General features: G+C 37.0%; 19 protein-coding genes. 7 read left to right on the top strand and 12 right to left on the bottom strand.

Annotation, left to right across the window (positions count from 1 at the left end; translation table 11 throughout):
- Positions 1–374 precede the first annotated feature (374 nt).
- The gene (locus D1B32_RS21590) at positions 375–1,262 is read right to left on the bottom strand and encodes a nucleotidyltransferase-like protein (protein WP_118890402.1); all 888 of its coding nucleotides are present in this window, start codon (positions 1,260–1,262) and stop codon (positions 375–377) included.
- A 127-nt stretch (positions 1,263–1,389) separates the two neighbouring features.
- Here D1B32_RS21590 and D1B32_RS21585 point away from each other — a divergent pair, with 127 nt between their 5' ends.
- A complete protein-coding gene (locus D1B32_RS21585) occupies positions 1,390–1,767 on the top strand; it encodes a YgzB family protein (protein WP_118890401.1) in 378 nt (125 codons plus the stop codon).
- Between the two features lie 95 nt (positions 1,768–1,862).
- A complete protein-coding gene (gene pabB, locus D1B32_RS21580) occupies positions 1,863–3,593 on the top strand; it encodes an aminodeoxychorismate synthase component I (RefSeq protein WP_118890400.1) in 1,731 nt (576 codons plus the stop codon).
- Between the two features lie 67 nt (positions 3,594–3,660).
- Here the strand turns inward: pabB and perR are convergent, their stop codons facing one another.
- The 5 genes from perR to D1B32_RS21555 form a co-directional block, all read right to left on the bottom strand.
- A complete protein-coding gene (gene perR / locus D1B32_RS21575; RefSeq protein WP_095313614.1) occupies positions 3,661–4,104 on the bottom strand; it encodes a peroxide-responsive transcriptional repressor PerR in 444 nt (147 codons plus the stop codon).
- 366 nt (positions 4,105–4,470) lie between these two features.
- A complete protein-coding gene (locus tag D1B32_RS21570; RefSeq protein ID WP_095313616.1) occupies positions 4,471–5,028 on the bottom strand; it encodes a cob(I)yrinic acid a,c-diamide adenosyltransferase in 558 nt (185 codons plus the stop codon).
- A gap of 2 nt (positions 5,029–5,030) precedes the next feature.
- Entirely contained in the window at positions 5,031–5,978 is a 948-nt protein-coding gene (locus D1B32_RS21565) for a D-2-hydroxyacid dehydrogenase (protein ID WP_095313617.1), read from the bottom strand.
- Positions 5,979–6,087: 109 nt separating this feature from the next.
- Positions 6,088–6,558 (bottom strand): thioredoxin-dependent thiol peroxidase, encoded by a 471-nt coding sequence (bcp, locus tag D1B32_RS21560; RefSeq protein ID WP_095313619.1) that lies wholly within the window; start codon positions 6,556–6,558, stop codon positions 6,088–6,090.
- A gap of 60 nt (positions 6,559–6,618) precedes the next feature.
- Positions 6,619–7,053, bottom strand: a complete 435-nt coding sequence (locus D1B32_RS21555; RefSeq protein ID WP_095313621.1) for an ion channel — start codon at positions 7,051–7,053, stop codon at positions 6,619–6,621.
- A gap of 178 nt (positions 7,054–7,231) precedes the next feature.
- Between D1B32_RS21555 and D1B32_RS21550 the strand changes: the two genes are divergently transcribed.
- Entirely contained in the window at positions 7,232–8,527 is a 1,296-nt protein-coding gene (locus D1B32_RS21550) for a glutamate-1-semialdehyde 2,1-aminomutase (protein ID WP_095313623.1), read from the top strand.
- A 76-nt stretch (positions 8,528–8,603) separates the two neighbouring features.
- Here the strand turns inward: D1B32_RS21550 and D1B32_RS21545 are convergent, their stop codons facing one another.
- From D1B32_RS21545 to D1B32_RS21535, 3 genes are all read right to left on the bottom strand, one after another.
- Positions 8,604–10,367, bottom strand: a complete 1,764-nt coding sequence (locus D1B32_RS21545) for an ABC transporter ATP-binding protein (RefSeq protein WP_095313625.1) — start codon at positions 10,365–10,367, stop codon at positions 8,604–8,606.
- A 226-nt stretch (positions 10,368–10,593) separates the two neighbouring features.
- The gene (ntdP, locus tag D1B32_RS21540) at positions 10,594–11,121 is read right to left on the bottom strand and encodes a nucleoside tri-diphosphate phosphatase (protein ID WP_095313627.1); all 528 of its coding nucleotides are present in this window, start codon (positions 11,119–11,121) and stop codon (positions 10,594–10,596) included.
- A 198-nt stretch (positions 11,122–11,319) separates the two neighbouring features.
- Positions 11,320–11,490: a gamma-type small acid-soluble spore protein gene (locus D1B32_RS21535; RefSeq protein WP_095313629.1), complete on the bottom strand. Its 171-nt coding sequence runs from the start codon at positions 11,488–11,490 to the stop codon at positions 11,320–11,322.
- A 153-nt stretch (positions 11,491–11,643) separates the two neighbouring features.
- Here D1B32_RS21535 and D1B32_RS24055 point away from each other — a divergent pair, with 153 nt between their 5' ends.
- A complete protein-coding gene (locus tag D1B32_RS24055; RefSeq protein WP_168927301.1) occupies positions 11,644–11,817 on the top strand; it encodes a mother cell protein YfhS in 174 nt (57 codons plus the stop codon).
- Between the two features lie 125 nt (positions 11,818–11,942).
- On the opposite strand, the gene mutY is transcribed toward D1B32_RS24055, so the two are convergent.
- Positions 11,943–13,010 carry an A/G-specific adenine glycosylase gene (mutY, locus tag D1B32_RS21530; RefSeq protein WP_118890399.1) on the bottom strand — a complete coding sequence of 356 codons (1,068 nt, stop codon included), beginning with the start codon at positions 13,008–13,010 and terminating at the stop codon, positions 11,943–11,945.
- An 87-nt stretch (positions 13,011–13,097) separates the two neighbouring features.
- On the opposite strand from mutY, the gene D1B32_RS21525 reads away from it, so the two are divergent.
- Complete coding sequence (locus D1B32_RS21525) at positions 13,098–14,084, top strand: metal-dependent hydrolase (protein ID WP_095313633.1); 987 nt, start codon at positions 13,098–13,100, stop codon at positions 14,082–14,084.
- A gap of 128 nt (positions 14,085–14,212) precedes the next feature.
- On the opposite strand, the gene D1B32_RS21520 is transcribed toward D1B32_RS21525, so the two are convergent.
- Together D1B32_RS21520 and recX are read right to left on the bottom strand one after the other, a co-directional pair.
- Positions 14,213–14,548, bottom strand: a complete 336-nt coding sequence (locus D1B32_RS21520; RefSeq protein ID WP_095313634.1) for a YfhH family protein — start codon at positions 14,546–14,548, stop codon at positions 14,213–14,215.
- Positions 14,549–14,656: 108 nt separating this feature from the next.
- The gene (gene recX, locus D1B32_RS21515) at positions 14,657–15,475 is read right to left on the bottom strand and encodes a recombination regulator RecX (protein WP_118890398.1); all 819 of its coding nucleotides are present in this window, start codon (positions 15,473–15,475) and stop codon (positions 14,657–14,659) included.
- 165 nt (positions 15,476–15,640) lie between these two features.
- On the opposite strand from recX, the gene D1B32_RS21510 reads away from it, so the two are divergent.
- On the top strand, positions 15,641–16,531 hold the full coding sequence (locus D1B32_RS21510) for a TIGR01777 family oxidoreductase (protein WP_118890397.1): 891 nt from the start codon (positions 15,641–15,643) through the stop codon (positions 16,529–16,531).
- 359 nt (positions 16,532–16,890) lie between these two features.
- Complete coding sequence (locus tag D1B32_RS21505) at positions 16,891–17,448, top strand: GNAT family N-acetyltransferase (RefSeq protein ID WP_095313640.1); 558 nt, start codon at positions 16,891–16,893, stop codon at positions 17,446–17,448.
- The last annotated feature ends 21 nt before the right edge of the window (positions 17,449–17,469 follow it).

The raw sequence follows: 17,469 nt of genomic DNA, 5'->3' as shown, positions 1-17,469 counted from the left end.
CTCCATAAAAGTTTGTAATACTTAGCTTTTGTAGAAGCTGACTTCTACTTGTTTTAAAAAGAAAAACGAGTTTCCTTTTTCTTGACATACTGGTTGTTTTGTTCAGTTTTCAAAGAGCAAATTTGTTTGTCGCGTTGTTTAGCAGCGACTTTTCTAATATACCATAACTATTAACGTTGTGTCAACAATTAATTTTAAATTTTTGTCGCTAATCTTTAGTGGATTTTTGCGACGGATTTAACTTTATCACGGCTCTATATTAAAGTCAACGGTTATTTTACAAAAAAATATCTGTTACTTAACAATTGTTTCAAGAAAGGGACGGATTATTAGGTTCTACACTATTTCCCGCCCACTCTTATTACATATGCAAATTAATTATTATGTGTTACTTCATCGGTTAAAATATATTTTCTTTGATATACAGCATGTCCTTTTGTCTGCTCGAGAACAACGTTAATTATATTTTTCTCAACAAGGTAAGAAAGGATCGCACTTAAGTCTAATCTATATGGTTGGATCATAACATGACTTTTTATCTCAGCATATGACCAAGCACTCTCCTTTGTTTTCATAATATCTAACAAATGCTTAGCTGATATCATGGCACGATTATGTATCACGAAGTCCATACCTATTATCATTAATTCAATTCGTTTATATACTGCTTCATTACTCTCAATGAAAACTTCATATAATTTATATACCTCGGAATCAATTTTCTTTACTTGGCTCCAAACAGTTACTTCGGGATAATAGCCTTTTTCTATTACAGCCAATCTTGCTAAATAGTGAAGGGAATTAAGTATTTTACTATGTGCATCATTAAATTCCCCTGTTTCATAAAGAGCCTTAGCTTCACTATAGCTTTTAACTAATTTGCCGAAATCAATCATTTTCCTTAAATCTCGTTTCTCTTTAGGGAAATCTCGTAGTTGTTCCTTTAACCGAGCAATGTATTCATTTCTATCAAATACGGATTTCCCCAGAATAATCCATTCAACTGCTCTTCGATAGCCACTTGTATCAATCCATTCCACCAAAACATCCATACGGACAATATGCAGCGCCACTGTTTTTCCTTCTATTTCATAATGCTTCACATACCAGTTTTGCTCATATTCATCCACGATAATAAGTAGAATAACATCGAATCCGTCGGTAACTGGACTGTCATGTTGAATCTTCTCTATTAATAATACCCCCAATGTATTGGGATTACTTGCATGTTCTTGATATATAGGTCTCAGCGAATTTTCCATTCTACGGTTTCCTCCATTTTCGATTTCTATTTAGAGTAATTCGTTACATTTGATTGAAAAACCTTTTTCATAATTAATTTTTTTAGTTTTTATGCTATACTACAGTTGTAAAATAAGGGGGAAAAACATGGCACAACAATTGGTATATTCAAGTAAAATAAATAAGATTCGTACGTTCGCGCTGATTCTAGTTTTTGCAGGTATTCTGTTAATGTACGCAGGTATTCTCACTAAAAATATTGAGTGGTTAATGGTTGTATTTTTTATATTAGGATTACTGATGGTTGTTTTCAGTTGTGTTGTCTATGTCTGGATAGGAACTCTATCCCTTAAGGCGGTACCTGTTGTATGTCCAAGCTGTGACAAGCCAACCAAGATGTTAGGTCGTGTTGATGCTTGTATGCATTGCAAACAACCATTGACCATGGATAAGAACCTAGAAGGTGAAGCATTCGATGAAAAATATAATAAACGTAGCTATGCAAAATCACAAAAGAAACGTTAAATTACTGCACGCACTAAATCCGTCGAAATCGACGGATTTTTTTACCGACAGACAACATTGCATATCAACGATCTAACGAAGGGAAAGATATTTCAATGGAACCCCTATTGCATTTTGATTTTATAAGTGAAACGAGAAAAAATAGTCCCTTTCTTTTTAAAGATCCGATCAAAATTTTTTCCACTACTAAAATAGACGAAGTGATTCCTTTATTAAATGAAATTGAAGCAGAAACGAGCAAAGGCTACTATGCAGCAGGATATCTTTCCTATGAAGCTGCTCCTGCATTTGAAAAAGCTTTAAAAGTTCATTCTAACCCAGTCATGCCACTTCTTTGGTTCGGAATTTATGAGAAGCCGGAGAAGAAGCAACTTCAATCCGTTCAAGAATTTCATACTTCCGAATGGAAAGCTCAAACTACTTTATTCGATTATAACAATTGTATCGGGCAAATTAAAAATTACATTAAAAAGGGCATTACCTATCAAGTTAACTATACCATTCGTATGCTGGCCCAGTTTTCCGGCGATTCTGTTGCATACTACAATCAACTAGCCAATGCTCAAGCAGCAGATTACAGTGCCTATTTAAACATTGGTGATTTTACAATCGTTTCTGCTTCACCCGAATTATTCTTTCACTTAAAAGAAGGTAAGCTTACTACTAAGCCGATGAAAGGAACGATTGAGAGAGGAACTACTTCAGAAGAGGACCAGTCAAATGCAAATTGGCTTTATCATTCGAAGAAAAACCGCGCTGAAAATGTGATGATTGTCGATCTGCTGCGAAATGATTTAGGAATGATAGCAAACCCAAACAGTGTAAAGGTACCGAAGCTATATTCCATCGAGGAATACCCAACAGTCTATCAGATGACTTCCACAGTAACTGCAGAGATTTCAAAAGAAAAAACAATTGCCGATATATTCACCGCGTTATTTCCTTGTGGCTCCATTACAGGAGCACCTAAAATAAGTACAATGAATATAATTAATCGGCTTGAACCTACTCCACGGGAAGTGTATTGTGGAACGATTGGTTACATAACCCCTGACAAGGAGGCTATTTTTAACGTACCAATACGAACAGTAATGATCGATAATCATAGTGGTGATGCAACGTACGGAATTGGCGGCGGGATTACTTGGGATTCAAATGATCAGGATGAATACAAGGAAGCACTAACAAAAGCAAAAGTATTAGCCGTCTCGCCGATGCAATTTCAATTATTAGAAACAATTGGGCTTGAAGACGGAGTCTATTTCATTTCACAAAATCACTTAAACCGATTGAATAAGAGTGCTTCTTATTTTAACTATCATGTAGACATAGCAAGCGCAAAAGAGAAACTTCAGGATTTTGCAATTGCCCACCAACACGGAAAATGGAAGGTCCGACTACTTTCCGATCGTGATGGGCAAATTACAATAGAAGGAAAGGAAATAACTGAACTTACCGATTCTGTTCCAGTCAAGCTAGCTCATCATGCAGTAGATAAGGAAAACCCTTTTCTGCATTATAAAACAACGAACAGAAACATTTATGAAAAAGTGAAACAACGACACCCTGAAGTATTCGACGTTCTAATGTGGAATCAGGAGGATGAAATTACAGAATTTACGACAGGTAATATTGTAGTAGAGATAGATGGCAAATTATATACACCACCATTAAGTTCAGGCTTACTTGCTGGCACGTACAGAGAAGTATTACTTAATGAGAGAATTATTTTAGAAAGAAAGTTACTAGTTGGGGAACTCAGTAGTATATCTAAAATGTGGCTCATTAATAGTGTAAGAAAATGGATGCTTGTTCATCTATTATAATGATAAATAATATTAGAGCCATAATAAAAGCCAATTGTAAGTTAATCTTACAATTGGCTTTTAGCAATTAGTGTTTTTGTGTTAGCATTCCTTGACAACCAGGGCACTTCCCGTAAACTTCAAGTCGATGATGACTTACTTCAAATCCAGTTACCTGTTCAGCTAGGGATTCTACTTCATCTAATGATGGATAATGAAAATCAACAATTTTTCCACACGCTTCGCAAATAATATGATAATGATCAGAAGTATTGCAGTCAAACCTGCTTGATGAATCTCCGTAGGTTAATTCACGAACTAACCCTACTTCTCTAAGCACACGGAGGTTATTATAAACAGTTGCCACACTCATGTTAGGAAATTTCCCTTCCAACGCTTTATATATATCATCTGCTGTTGGATGAACCATCGTGTTAAGCAAGTACTCTAGAACTGCGTGCCGCTGTGGTGTGATACGGACGCCTGATTCTTTTAATGTATCAATTGCTTTCCGTAGCCGCTTTTCAGACACCGCCAAACACCTCACTTTCAAATTAATAATATATTCAATTAACAACGTTATTAGATTGTAATCTTTATAATTAGTGTAACTGCTTACCTAGTGTTCTGTCAATATTAGAGGTTGTTCAAAAAAGTCCGGTAAAAATGACACATCGAGAGCAGTAGACCTTCGACTAAGTACCGACACGTCCTGTGTCGAACGTCGAATTCACCACATCCTGCGGAAGCCCGGTACGGGGAGCTTAGGCCGCCTCGAACTTCGACGCACAGGACGTGCTAGTGTCGGCGTCGCAAAAGGACGTGCGATCTTAGACGACCTTGGTCCTTCTTATCCTCCTTTTCGAACACATACCATAAGTATATTATACAAATTGAATTAAATATCTACCTTTAACGGTAATTCATCGCCACCTAGCTTCTTATTAACATATCTAGCTGCAACAAATAGAAAATCGGATAATCGATTTAAATAGGATAATACAAGATCATTTTTCAATTCATCACCTAGACCAACCACGATACGTTCTGCTCTTCTAACAACCGTTCTCGCAGTATGCAAGGCGCTTGAAGCACTATGACCAGACGGAAGGATAAAGTTTCTCAGTGGGTCTAATTGACCATCCAAATTGTCAATTTGGTCCTCCATCTCTTGAATATGTTCCTGCTTTAATTTCCAGTTTACCTCTTTATCAGCTGGCGTAGAAAGCTCAGCCCCTACATGAAATAGAATCGTCTGTACACGATGCATCTGCTCTAAGAACTGCTCTTTCTCATTCCAGTCTTCCTGATTGAGAAAACTTAGCGCAAGACCAATTATAGAATTTGCTTCATCACATGTTCCATACGCCTCTACACGTAAATGATTTTTTGGTACACGTTTGCCATAAACTAATGACGTTTGTCCTTTATCACCAGAACGCGTATAAATTCGCATTGCTAATACCCCCTAGATAAATCGATTTTATTCGTATAATCGCCCGTACCAGTTATATACTGGTCAAGATTTTTTGTGAAAATCTCTAATGCCCGTGTTACATAATCTGGTGAAAGACCTGATATATGAGGGGTGATTGTAATGTTATCCTCTGACCAAAATGGATGGTCTTTCGGTAATGGCTCTTGCTCCGTTACATCCAAAATCGCGTGAGCAATTTCATTTTCTTGTACAGCTTTAAGAATCACTTCACTGCTAACTGCGTCACCTCGTCCCATATTTAAAAACACGCCATGATTTGGCATTGCATTAAAATGATTATCCGTAAAAAATCCGCTTGTCTCTTTTGTTCTCGGTAGTACTGATACAAGGAAATCTGCTTCAGCTAACACATGCTTAAGCTTATCATTTGTAACATTTTCATCAAAATACGCTACATTTTTTCCACTTCTGGATACACCAATCGTTTTCATTTGAAAAGCTTTTGCAAGACGAGCAACCTCTTGACCGATTGCGCCAGTTCCAGCAATAACAATTGTACTTCCAGTTATTTCTTTTACTTTTACAGATTTGTCCCATCGATGGGCCTTTTCATTTTGCATCAATATTTTTTCCTGGCGATAAACTTGTAATAACATTGATATAGCATATTCAGCCATTTGTATCTTATGAATACCTCTTGCATTCGTTACGATAATTTCTTTTTCCTTAATGAGTTCAACAGGTAATTCATCTACCCCAGCTGATAGAACCATAATCCATTTAAGGCTGGCTGCACATTGAATAACCTGCACATTAACATCACTACCATACGTGACAAGGACCTCAGCCTCAGCTAAATATTTCTTCGTCATCTCACCACTTTCGGAGAATAAAAAATGTTGATTGGAATAGTCCTGTTTTAACTTTTCTTGATGCTTGCCTGATATTTTTGCTGAAAATAAAATCATTACGAAAGCCCTCCCCCTAAAACCCCTTTCTTCTATACTAATTGTTTTTTTAAAAACTGAAAACAATAAAGCAAAACAGCCCAAAATTGGACTGCTTCCTTCGTACGCTTTATGATAGATTTTCTTTTATAAATTCTAACGCTTCTTCTACATGCCCTTTGACTCTTACTTTTCGAAATTCCTTTTGGAGTTTTCCTTCTTTATCAATGATGAACGTAGAGCGTTCGATTCCGTAATATTCTTTTCCGAAGTTCTTCTTCAATTTCCACACATCAAACATCTCTGCAATTTTATGGTCTTCATCAGCTAACAATAAAAATGGCAGTTCATGTTTATTAATGAACTTCTGATGGCTTTCAGCCGGGTCTGGACTAATACCAATAATTACGGCGTCTAATTCCGCAAAGCTCTCATGCTGATCGCGAAAATCACAAGCCTCTGTCGTGCATCCTGGTGTCATATCCTTAGGATAAAAGTATAAAACCACATGCTTACCCTTGAAATCAGATAGATGCACCTGCTTGCCAGATTGACTTGGCAACGTGAAATCCTCTACTTTTTTTCCAATCTCTATTGTCATGAAAATTTCCCTCCAACTTAAAACATTCTATTGCAACTATATCATATCAAGCTGATAGATTCATATATCCCTGCTTCTATCTCGAGATTGAAGCACTCTAACCACAAATGCAGCCGGTAAAATATATCCGATCAATGCTTGTGTTAAAGCAATGAATCTCCCAATTCCAACTGGAGTAATATCTCCATATCCAACCGAAAGTAATGTAACGCCACTGAAATAAACGGAATGGATAATAGATCCTATAATACTTACCTGCCGCAGCTCCCCGTTTTCTACGAGAACAATTCCTTCAATAGATAAAATGAAATAAATCATGCCATAGCCAAACATAAGAATGATATAAATAATGAGTAATGCCATAAATATCTCTATCGAAAACCGACTCTCCTTCATTTCCAGAACTTGAGCAAAGCTTTTCCCATGGAAAAAGTCAAAGAAGCTTTTTATCACGATAAGGCATATCCCAATCATAACTAGCCAAGGTATAACCATTCAGGACCCCTCATTTATAATTGTTATATGATATATGTATGCTTCATACTGAAAAAGCTTGTCTTAGAAAAAACGAAAATGTGAAATTTGACGTTCGCTACTTCGTAATCATTCTGTATTCCATTTTATGTTATATTAGTTAATGTCAGTACGGAGAAATCAAGGGAGGATTTCAGAAATGAATTTCACAAAATCAGAAGAGCTTCACACAGAAGCTTTAGAACATATTGTTGGAGGAGTTAATTCACCTTCTCGTGCATTTAAAGCGGTAGGCGGTGGCTCGCCTGTATATATGGAACGTGGGCAAGGTCCTTATTTTTGGGATGTTGACGGAAATAAGTACATAGATTATTTAGCGGCTTATGGCCCAATTATTACTGGTCATGCACACCCACATATTGCTAAAGCTATTGCACACGCTGCGACTACTGGTGTCTTGTATGGTACACCGACAAAATTAGAAAATCAATTTGCTAAAATGTTAAAGGAAGCAATTCCTTCTCTGGAAAAGGTTCGTTTCAACAATTCAGGAACCGAAGCAGTTATGACTACAATCCGTGTAGCTCGCGCTTATACAGGTAGAACAAAAATTATTAAATTTGCGGGCTGTTATCATGGACACTTTGATGCGGTACTCGTACAAGCTGGCTCAGGACCATCTACACTTGGCACTCCAGATTCAGCAGGAGTTCCTAAATCAACTGCTGCCGACGTCATTACCGTTCCCTTTAATGATTTAGATGCTTATAAGGAAGCACTAGATAAATGGGGAGATCAAATTGCTGCTGTATTAGTTGAGCCAATTGTAGGGAACTTCGGAATTGTCGAACCACATGAAGGCTTTTTACAAGCTGTTAATGATTTAACACACGAAGCAGGAGCACTTGTTATTTATGATGAAGTGATTACTGCCTTTCGTTTCACCTATGGAAGTGCACAGCAGCTATATGGAGTAGAACCTGATATGACAGCAATGGGTAAAATCATTGGTGGAGGACTTCCTATTGGGGCCTACGGTGGTCGTAAAGATATTATGGAACAAGTTGCACCACTTGGACCTGCATATCAAGCTGGAACGATGGCTGGTAATCCTGCATCAATGGCTTCTGGTATTGCGTGCTTAGAAGTTTTGAAACAGGATGGCGTATACGAAAAATTAGATCAGCTTGGAGAAATGCTGGAAAATGGTATTTTAGAACAAGCTGAAAAATATGGTGTGCCTATTACAGTCAATCGTTTGCGTGGAGCACTGACAGTATACTTTGGTGAAGAAAAGATTACGAATTATGAACAAGCTGAAGCTACAGATGGAGATGCGTTTGCAACCTTCTTTAAACTAATGCTGAACCAGGGAATTAACCTAGCACCATCAAAATATGAAGCATGGTTCTTAACAACAGAGCATAAGGAATCTGATATTGCTCAAACAATAGACGCTGTTAGTCACGCCTTTAGTGTCATGACAGGTAAGTAAAAACACTGTAGTTTGTCCCAAATTCTTTTTAAGATAACAAAACAGATAGGAAAGTTAAGCTTTCCTATCTGTTTCTTTATTTGGACTTGCTTCCTTCATCCAAATTCTGAATTTGATACAACTGATGGTAGTCCCCTTGTTTTTCCATCAATTCTTGGTGAGACCCGACTTCTGTAATTTCGCCGTTTTCAATCACAACAATTCTATCGGCATGCGTGATCGTTGCAAGGCGATGTGCAACAATAAAGGTTGTACGATCTGCTGCTAATTTTTCCATTGTTTCCTGGATTAAATGTTCGCTCTCCAAGTCTAACGCGGAGGTTGCTTCATCAAAAATTAAAATCGGTGGATTTTTGAGAAATACGCGCGCAATGGCAACCCGCTGCTTTTGTCCACCTGATAATTTTACACCGCGTTCTCCTACTAACGTGTCATATCCATTTGGCAGGTTCGTAATAAAGTCATGCGCATTTGCAGCCTTTGCAGCAGCAATTACTTCTTCGTCCGTTGCGTCCGGATTTCCCATTCGAATATTCATAGCGATGGATTCACTAAAAAGAATATTGTCTTGTAAAACCATTCCAATGTTATTCCGAAGTGCTCTTGCTTTCATATCACGAATGTCCATCCCATCGACTTTAATCGAACCATCCGTAACATCATAAAATCTTGGGATCAAACTAATTAAGGTAGACTTCCCGCCACCACTCATCCCGACAAAAGCAATCGTTTCACCTTCCTCGACATGCAAATTGATGTTTTTCAACACCTTTAGCTCCGCTTCGTCATATTGGAAGGAAACATTTTCAAAATCGACAGCGCCATTAACTCTTCCAGGATCAATCGCATTTTCCTTATCGACAATGTCATATTTCTCATTCATAAATTCAAAAACACGATCAATCGAAGCGACTGCTTGAACCAATGTCGTTGATGAATTAATTAACCTCCGAAGTGGACTGTATACGCGTTCCAAATAGCCAACAAAAGCGACCATTGTTCCCATCGTTACATTACCTATAATGACTTGATAGCCCGCAAAAGCAATGACTAGAAGCGGAGCAAGATCAGTAATCGTATTTGTTACAGCGAATGTTTTGGCATTCCAGTTTGTATGAACAAGCGCTTTATCAAGAAAATTCCCATTGCGCTCTACAAATTGTGTTTGTTCATAGTCTTCTAACGCAAAGCTTCTCGTAACAGGTACACCTTGAACACGCTCATGTAAATGTCCTTGAACTTCCGCTAACGCCTGGGATCTGTCCCTTGTCAATTTCCTGAGTCTCCCATAAAAGTATTTAATCGCAAACCCAAAGAATGGGAACAATATAATCGAAACAATGGTTAATCCAATATCCATTGATAGCATAATACCTATTGCAATGAGTATCGTTATTAAATCTAACCAAACGTTCATTAGACCTGTAATGACAAAATTCTTCGTCTGTTCGACATCATTTATTACCCGGGAAATAATTTCGCCAGTTTTTGTCTGAGAATAGAATTTCAAACTTAGCTTCTGGATATGATCAAAAAGTCTATCCCGAATATCATATAAGACTTTATTGCCTACCCACTGTCCAAGGTATTGACGAATGTATTCAACTGGTGGCCGTAATAATAAAAATACTACAAAGGCAATTCCCATTACCCATAGCAATTTACTTATTTTGTCAGCATCACTCATGTTTTCTGCAACGATGATATCATCAATTACATACTTTAAAATTAATGGCATTAATAATGGGATACCAAATTTAATAATACCGATGACTATTGTCCAAAGTATTTTCCACTTATACGGGGCAACAAATTTCATGTATTGCTTTACACTGCTCATATTATCATTCCCAATCTTTTTAATTCATCTTTTGCTTAGAAAAAATTTGCACTCGTTAATGGGATTCTTAGAATGCCTTCTTTACTTGCTTAGAATCCCTTACCTTATACTTTGAAGTGCAAACCTTCAGCGAATGACTTAGTTGCACTTATAGTCCAATAGAAAATCCTTGTTACAAATAAGGTAACAAGGACAAGTCCCTTTGTATTTCATGTATATTTCTTACTCACCGATAGGTTAAGTATCGTTCATACCAACCATCAATAAAATCTGGTGCAAAGGGACCTTTTCGTTGACGTACCCACCGCAATAAATATTCTATATTATTATGAAGAATTCGATCTAGAACAACTGGATAATTCATCTTTTGGCGATGGTCTTCATATTCATCCTCATCCAAAAGATCATATGTCATATCTGGATATACTTTCACATCCAAATCATAATCGATATATTTCAATGCCTCATCATCGTATACAAATGGAGAACTGATATTACAATAGTAGTGAATACCATCGTCTCTCAGCATACCGATGATATTAAACCAATGCTTCGCATGAAAATAACATATTGCTGGTTCTCTTGTGACCCAGGTGCGACCATCACTTTCCGTAACTTGTGTTCGGTCATTCGCCCCAATTACAATAGTTTCTGTAGCTTTTAATACCGTACTGTTCTCCCAGATCCGATGAAGCTGTCCATTATGTTTATAGCTCTGTATCTGCATTTTTGAACCTGCTCCCGGAGTAACCATCCTATCTTCCTTTCCCCGCTCTTCCGCCATCAATTATCATTCATTATAATGCTAACCAAATTAAATATAAAGTATTATGAATCCTAAATGGAAAGCTCGGGCAAATTTTATGTGTTAATAGTTAGGGATAAGATGAATTCAATGAAAAAGAGCTTCCTAATTAATAGGAAACTCTTCTTCACTGTCATACACAAATATTTACTTCTTTTTTGCTTGTGACTGTTGATTTTGTTGCTTTACTTGCTGAGCATCTGTCTCAGAAGCAAATTCAGTACCGAATTGACCTTGACCTTGAGCAGCCTGTTGATTCTGCTGTTTTACATGCTGAACATTTGTTCCAGCAGCAGTTTTGTTAGGTTTTTTAGCCATCAGTATCACCTCCAACAATGATTAATTTAACCACATAACAAATTGTTATCCATTAAATTTGTAAATTTTTTATGAAAAAACTACCAGCGGATAATAATCTGGATTTGGCGCAATTTATGAATGCATTTCACTTCATTATTGGAGGTAGCCGCAATGCAAACACCTAGAGACTTCACTGAACTATCTATGATAAGCAAAACAAGGTGGCAGGATGAAGAATTACAATTTTTTCAGCATGCACTTTCACAAATTTTACCTTACATTAATGCAGAGGGATTAACAATCCTGCATGAAATTAATAAAGAAATTTACAACCGGGCAGATTAGAAAACTTGACATTCGTTGGTACGCATTTAGACGAATATCTTAGTTGCACTTATGCAGAGAGGAAAGTTTAACCTTCACTCTCTGCATAACAGGACTTTCCAAATACATAAGGAAGTCTGAAGGATTTATAAATATTTCATCATTTTTTGATGCGAAACAGGGAATGGGTACTTCCCAATAGCTTCTTTATCAATAAATATTACTCGCTCATCATCTGTTTCTGCTTGCAGTGTATATGCTTCAAATATCTCGAGTTGCCAGATAATATGGGAGAATACATGCTTCAATTTTCCTTTTTGTTCACCAAGCTGAATACGTATTCCATATTCACTATAAACCCAGGTTTCAAGATGCTCCATTCCGATCTCTTCAATCGGTACCATTGGGAACTGCCAGAGGTTTGCTAATAATCCATTTTCTCCGCGTTTTTCAATAACATATTCGTCTTGGTCATTTTTTATTAACAATGCAACATACGCAATCGGTTTTTGTTTCTTTGCTTTTGTTTTTATCGGTAACTCTTCTTGAATGCCTTCTGAAAAAGCAAGACAATGCTCTTGTACCGGACAAAATGAGCAAGTTGGGGATTTCGGTGTACAAATTGTGGCACCTAGATCCATAATTGCCTGATTAAAGGATGAGGGATCCTCTGTTGAAATTACTTGCCGAACATAATCCTCAAACAGTTTCTTTGTTCGTGGCATCGCGATATCCGCTTCAATTTTCAATAGACGTGAAAATACTCGCATGACATTTCCGTCAACCGCTGGTTCAGGTTGATTATACGCGATAGAAAGGATAGCTCCTGTCGTATATGGACCAACCCCTTTTAATCCTCCAAGTTCCTTACGATTCGAGGGAACTACTCCTCCGTACTCAGAAACGACTTCACGAACTGCGTTTTGAAGGTTGCGCGCACGGGAATAGTAACCTAAGCCCTCCCATGCTTTCAATACTTCCTGCTGGTCTGCTTTCGCAAGCTCGTAAACCGTTGGATATTTCTCCATAAAACGATTAAAATATGGAATAACGGTATCGACCTTTGTTTGTTGCAGCATAATTTCAGAAACCCAAATTTTATATGGATCACGTTCTCTGCGCCATGGAAGATCCCGTTTACTTACGTTGTACCAGTGCAGCAAATCTGCTTGAAATTGATCAATGTTAAAATGTTGTAATATATTATTAGTCATCAAGGCACTTCCTTTTATGTTACAATATGTTAGGTAGTATTATCTTCAAAGTTGTATTCAAGGCTATCCTAAGGAGGACCTTATTATATGGATACTGGCACACATATAGTTATGGGGATTGCACTGGGCGGTTTAGCTACACTTGACCCTGTAGTGCAAAGTGATCCTACACTATTTCATGCAGTATTAGTCGGGACAGTGGTTGGTTCACATGCCCCTGATTTTGACACAGTTTTTAAACTAAAAAATAATGCAACCTATATACGCCATCATCGTGGTGCATCACATTCTTTACCTGCAATCATTCTTTGGGGACTATTGGTGTCCAGTGTTATCTATATGTTCGTACCACAGGTTAGCTATTTGCATCTATGGCTATGGACATTTTTGGCAGTGATTATCCATGTGTTTGTTGATCTATTTAATGCATATGGAACACAGGCTTTTAGGCCTTTTTCAAGTAAATGGATTGCGAAGGGCTTTATTAATACCTTTGATCCATATATTTTCTTCTTAAATGTTGCTGGTATCTGTGCTTGGGCGCTAGGAGCTAATCCTGGTTATACATGGATTACCATTTATACTGTGATTGTATTATATTACATTAAACGGTATATGGACAAAAGAGAGATTGTAAAAAAAATCCATGAATATTATCCAGATACGGTAGAAGTTGCCACATCTCCTACGATGAAGCAAAATTATTGGCGTGTAGCAATTACAACGAAAGATAAATTTTATGTAGGCACTGTTGAAAATCGGCATATTGAAATTGTGGATGAATTCTGGAAGGTTCCCTTACCTGAAACTCCAATTATCGAAGTAGCGAAAACAGATAAGAATATCGAAGCCTTTCTAAACTTCTCTCCTGTTTACCGGTGGGAAATTAATTACTTCGATTCTTTTACAGAAGTTCGCTTCATCGATTTACGTTACCGCTCTAAAACGTATTACCCATTTGTAGCGGTCGTAAAAATTGACGAGAATATGGAAATAATCAGTTCCTATACAGGATGGATCTTCTCAGAACACAAACTGCAAAGTAAACTATATGTCGGCGATCCAACTACGTAAAGGAAAACTTCATTCGCTGGGGTTGATTTCTTTTTCCCGTTGAATGTTAACTAACAGCACAAGGGTGCCCCACGGACCCTTGAACAGAATCGCAGAAAAAACAGCAGGCACTTACCTGCTGTTTTTTTCTATTTTGTTACCTTTTTACCTAACAACGAAATAGGCAATGCTTCTATCTGCTCGTACATTTCTTCAAGTAAATTTATTCGGTATCCCCATGCAAATACACCATTTATATAACTAATTTTAAATGTAAATCCAGGCTCCATTTTTAATTGATATACTTCATTCGCCTGAAAATCTTCCGGATTCATCGTATATGCAAGCGCAACTTGCATTTTACGCTCATTAATCTGCACCTCTGAAATATTTCCTAATTGTTCTGCTTTCTGTGCTTTTTCTTTTAAAACACCAATTTCCCTATGTAGCTGTTCGATCGAATAATCGCTATATCGATAATTCATCCTTCTCTCCCCTTCCCATTCTATCTTACCAATTGTGTGGACGAATGGGAACACATTCAGATAGCTAAACACCCATGATTGATTTAATTTACAGAATTGCAGCTATGACTACTGGTAATCCTGCTTCTTTCCATCCAAAAATTGGTTGATTAATTCGAAGGAAAAACCTTTCCGGTACAAGGATTCTGTCATTTTTTGCCTTAATGCAAATCCCTCATGCTTCGATTGATATTTACGTAAAAGCTTTTCCCCCTGAAACACGAGTGCATCCCATTCCTCTGACTGATCTTTCCCTTCTTCCATACTTGCTAGTGCTTTTGTGATCGCATCCTGTGTAAAACCTTTTTGAATGAGATTTGCTTGCAATTGCTGAATTTTTTTACGAAACGCTTCTTTTTTTCCAGTATTTAGCTTTTTCTGGATATGCTTTTTTATTTTCTCAAGCTGGATGTCCAGCGGATAATTTTCTAATGCAAGCTCAGCCTGCTGCGCCAAAACTCCTTTATCAATCAATTCCTTTTTGATTAAAACAGGACCTTTTGTTGTCGTGTTGATTCGTGATTGGACAAAAAAGTGAGCAAATTGCTGATCATCAATTAACTTCTCGTTTATCAATCGCTTCATAATTTGTTCGATATGCTCTGGATCTACTTCTTTTTTTACTAAGTAATCCCTAATTTCTTTTTTTGTACGCATTCGATAGCTTAAAAAGTGAATAACCTGGGTATATGACTTATGAACTGTATCGTTTTCAACAAGCGTAGCTATCATTTCGCCATCAAGTTCCATACCCTTACGAAGTCGATATTCAATTAATATCGCTTCATCTACACTAAACCCATATTCTTCACCTTGCTTCGTATTTAAAAAGATATTGAACCGATTTTTATGTTTCTTTTGAGTTGTTATCTTCGTTATTTTTCGCACGTATTCCACCTCTTCCTTTTATCATAACAGAATAATAAAGGGGAAGGAAAAGACTTGAGAGTTCGTTTTGAACAACCTCTAAAATTTGTTTAACAAAACACTTAGATTTTTATCGGAAGCGTATATACTAAACATATAACACAAAATTTGATTAGGAGGATGGATATGAATTTTTTAATTAGCGGTGGAACCGGATTTGTCGGAAAACACCTTTGCCAAGCACTGCAAAAGAAAGGACATCATACGTATATACTTACAAGGTCCCCTCTCGATCATATGAACACGAAGGCCACTACTTACATAGATTATAATTATCCGGTGGATAATTTACCATCTATTGAAGGTGTTATCAACCTAGCGGGAGAATCTCTCTTTGGTTACTGGTCACAAAAGAAGAAAGATCAAATTAAGAACAGTAGGTTAGAAACGACAAATATATTAATACAATTAATGAAACAGATGAAAATAAAGCCGAATGTATTCATTAGTGGATCGGCAGTTGGCTATTATGGCATTTCTGAAGATCTTATTTTTACGGAAGCTACTGCAAAATCTGGAAAAGATTTCTTAGCTGAAGTGGTTGTAGAATGGGAGCAGATTGCCAAACAAGCAGAAACTCTTGGAATTCGTACAGTTTACACGAGATTTGGCGTGATTCTTGGTAAAGAAGGATCGCTGCCATTAATGAGTCTTCCAGTAAAATTATTTGCTGGAGGGAAAATTGGAAATGGTGAACAATGGATGTCATGGATTCACATAGAAGATGTTGTTCGATTGATTGATTATTGTCTCTTTAATAAGTCAATGGAAGGGGCAGTCAATACAACAGCGCCTCATCCATTGCGAAACAAGGATTTCATGCGTACGTTAGCAAAAGTATTAAAGCGACCACACTGGACCACAACTCCTTCCACACTAATACATGCTGCGATTGGAGAAATGGGGCAACTAATTACGAAGGGTCAATATGTGTTACCACAAAAAGCATTGGATCATGGGTTTGAGTTTAAGTATCCAGAGTTAGTAAAAGCCTTGAAAGAACTGAAGAAATCATAGTTAATTTTTCTGAACAAAATTTTTACAAAAAAAGTATTTGCTTTTTAAGAAAAAGGTTGTAAAATAACCTTATCAAATTGAGTTTAAAAAGAGGTCAAAAAGGTTCTGGGTTGGTTATGCTACAATGCCTTACTGCCTCTATTATAATACGAAAGAGATGAATAAAATCGTAATACAACACTGAATTAAATAGGGAAGGCAAATGGTGCGCCACCAGCATTGACTGGTTCTAGTGGGTTCGATTCCCACCCCGAATTTTTGTTGAACGCGAAAATAAAAATTCGAGGGTGGGCTACTTACTGGATTTCCTTTTGGAAAGTCAGCAAGTATACCCACCTGGAATGAGGAGGGTATTTTTTATGTTGAAAATACGTGATTTGCATGAGGTGCCGGTACTTTTTGAACTGATGTCACATCCAGATGTATTTCCCTATGTTAGACATAAAGCAGAAACAAGCGATGAATTTTATTTCCTTACGAAGATGACAATCGAAGCCGAAGAAAACGGCGAGCTCATTTCTCGTACCATTGTCGACGAATATTTACAGCCAATCGGCACAATCAATTTATTTGATATTCAGGATAATCACGGGTTTTTAGCAACATGGATTGGCCAGCCCTACTTCGGAAAAGGTTATAATAAACAAGCAAAAGAGCAATTCTTTGATTTATTATTCTTCACCTATAATATTGAAGGTATTTTTATGAAGGTAAGAAAGACAAATATACGTTCCATGAAGGCAGTTTTAAAATTACCCTACGTTGCTTTAGCTAATGAAATTTATTCTGATGTTTACAATCAAATTAATCCGGAAGAAGACATATATGATTTATTCGTCATTACAAAAGATCATTATGTGTCTTATCAACAATTCAGATCGATGGAAACAGAATCTACAGATGAAGAAGTTTCCTAAGGAAGCATATTTTGATTCATT

This window comes from Oceanobacillus profundus (genome assembly GCF_003515705.1).
GTDB classification, from domain to species: domain Bacteria; phylum Bacillota; class Bacilli; order Bacillales; family Amphibacillaceae; genus Oceanobacillus; species Oceanobacillus profundus.
Note: the sequence above shows the minus strand (reverse complement) of the source record. Positions and strands in the feature narration are given on the sequence as shown.

Excerpts from the sequence above, each read along its gene's own strand:
- D1B32_RS21590 (WP_118890402.1), bottom strand. The coding sequence starts at position 1,262 with ATGGAAAATTCGCTGAGACCTATATATCAAGAACATGCAAGTAATCCC.
- D1B32_RS21585 (WP_118890401.1), top strand. The coding sequence starts at position 1,390 with ATGGCACAACAATTGGTATATTCAAGTAAAATAAATAAGATTCGTACG.
- pabB (WP_118890400.1), top strand. The coding sequence starts at position 1,863 with ATGGAACCCCTATTGCATTTTGATTTTATAAGTGAAACGAGAAAAAAT.
- D1B32_RS21570 (WP_095313616.1), bottom strand. The coding sequence starts at position 5,028 with ATGCGAATTTATACGCGTTCTGGTGATAAAGGACAAACGTCATTAGTT.
- D1B32_RS21565 (WP_095313617.1), bottom strand. The coding sequence starts at position 5,978 with ATGATTTTATTTTCAGCAAAAATATCAGGCAAGCATCAAGAAAAGTTA.
- bcp (WP_095313619.1), bottom strand. The coding sequence starts at position 6,558 with ATGACAATAGAGATTGGAAAAAAAGTAGAGGATTTCACGTTGCCAAGT.
- D1B32_RS21555 (WP_095313621.1), bottom strand. The coding sequence starts at position 7,053 with ATGGTTATACCTTGGCTAGTTATGATTGGGATATGCCTTATCGTGATA.
- D1B32_RS21550 (WP_095313623.1), top strand. The coding sequence starts at position 7,232 with ATGAATTTCACAAAATCAGAAGAGCTTCACACAGAAGCTTTAGAACAT.
- D1B32_RS21545 (WP_095313625.1), bottom strand. The coding sequence starts at position 10,367 with ATGAGCAGTGTAAAGCAATACATGAAATTTGTTGCCCCGTATAAGTGG.
- ntdP (WP_095313627.1), bottom strand. The coding sequence starts at position 11,121 with ATGGTTACTCCGGGAGCAGGTTCAAAAATGCAGATACAGAGCTATAAA.
- D1B32_RS21535 (WP_095313629.1), bottom strand. The coding sequence starts at position 11,490 with ATGGCTAAAAAACCTAACAAAACTGCTGCTGGAACAAATGTTCAGCAT.
- D1B32_RS24055 (WP_168927301.1), top strand. The coding sequence starts at position 11,644 with ATGCAAACACCTAGAGACTTCACTGAACTATCTATGATAAGCAAAACA.
- mutY (WP_118890399.1), bottom strand. The coding sequence starts at position 13,010 with ATGACTAATAATATATTACAACATTTTAACATTGATCAATTTCAAGCA.
- D1B32_RS21525 (WP_095313633.1), top strand. The coding sequence starts at position 13,098 with ATGGATACTGGCACACATATAGTTATGGGGATTGCACTGGGCGGTTTA.
- D1B32_RS21520 (WP_095313634.1), bottom strand. The coding sequence starts at position 14,548 with ATGAATTATCGATATAGCGATTATTCGATCGAACAGCTACATAGGGAA.
- D1B32_RS21510 (WP_118890397.1), top strand. The coding sequence starts at position 15,641 with ATGAATTTTTTAATTAGCGGTGGAACCGGATTTGTCGGAAAACACCTT.
- D1B32_RS21505 (WP_095313640.1), top strand. The coding sequence starts at position 16,891 with ATGTTGAAAATACGTGATTTGCATGAGGTGCCGGTACTTTTTGAACTG.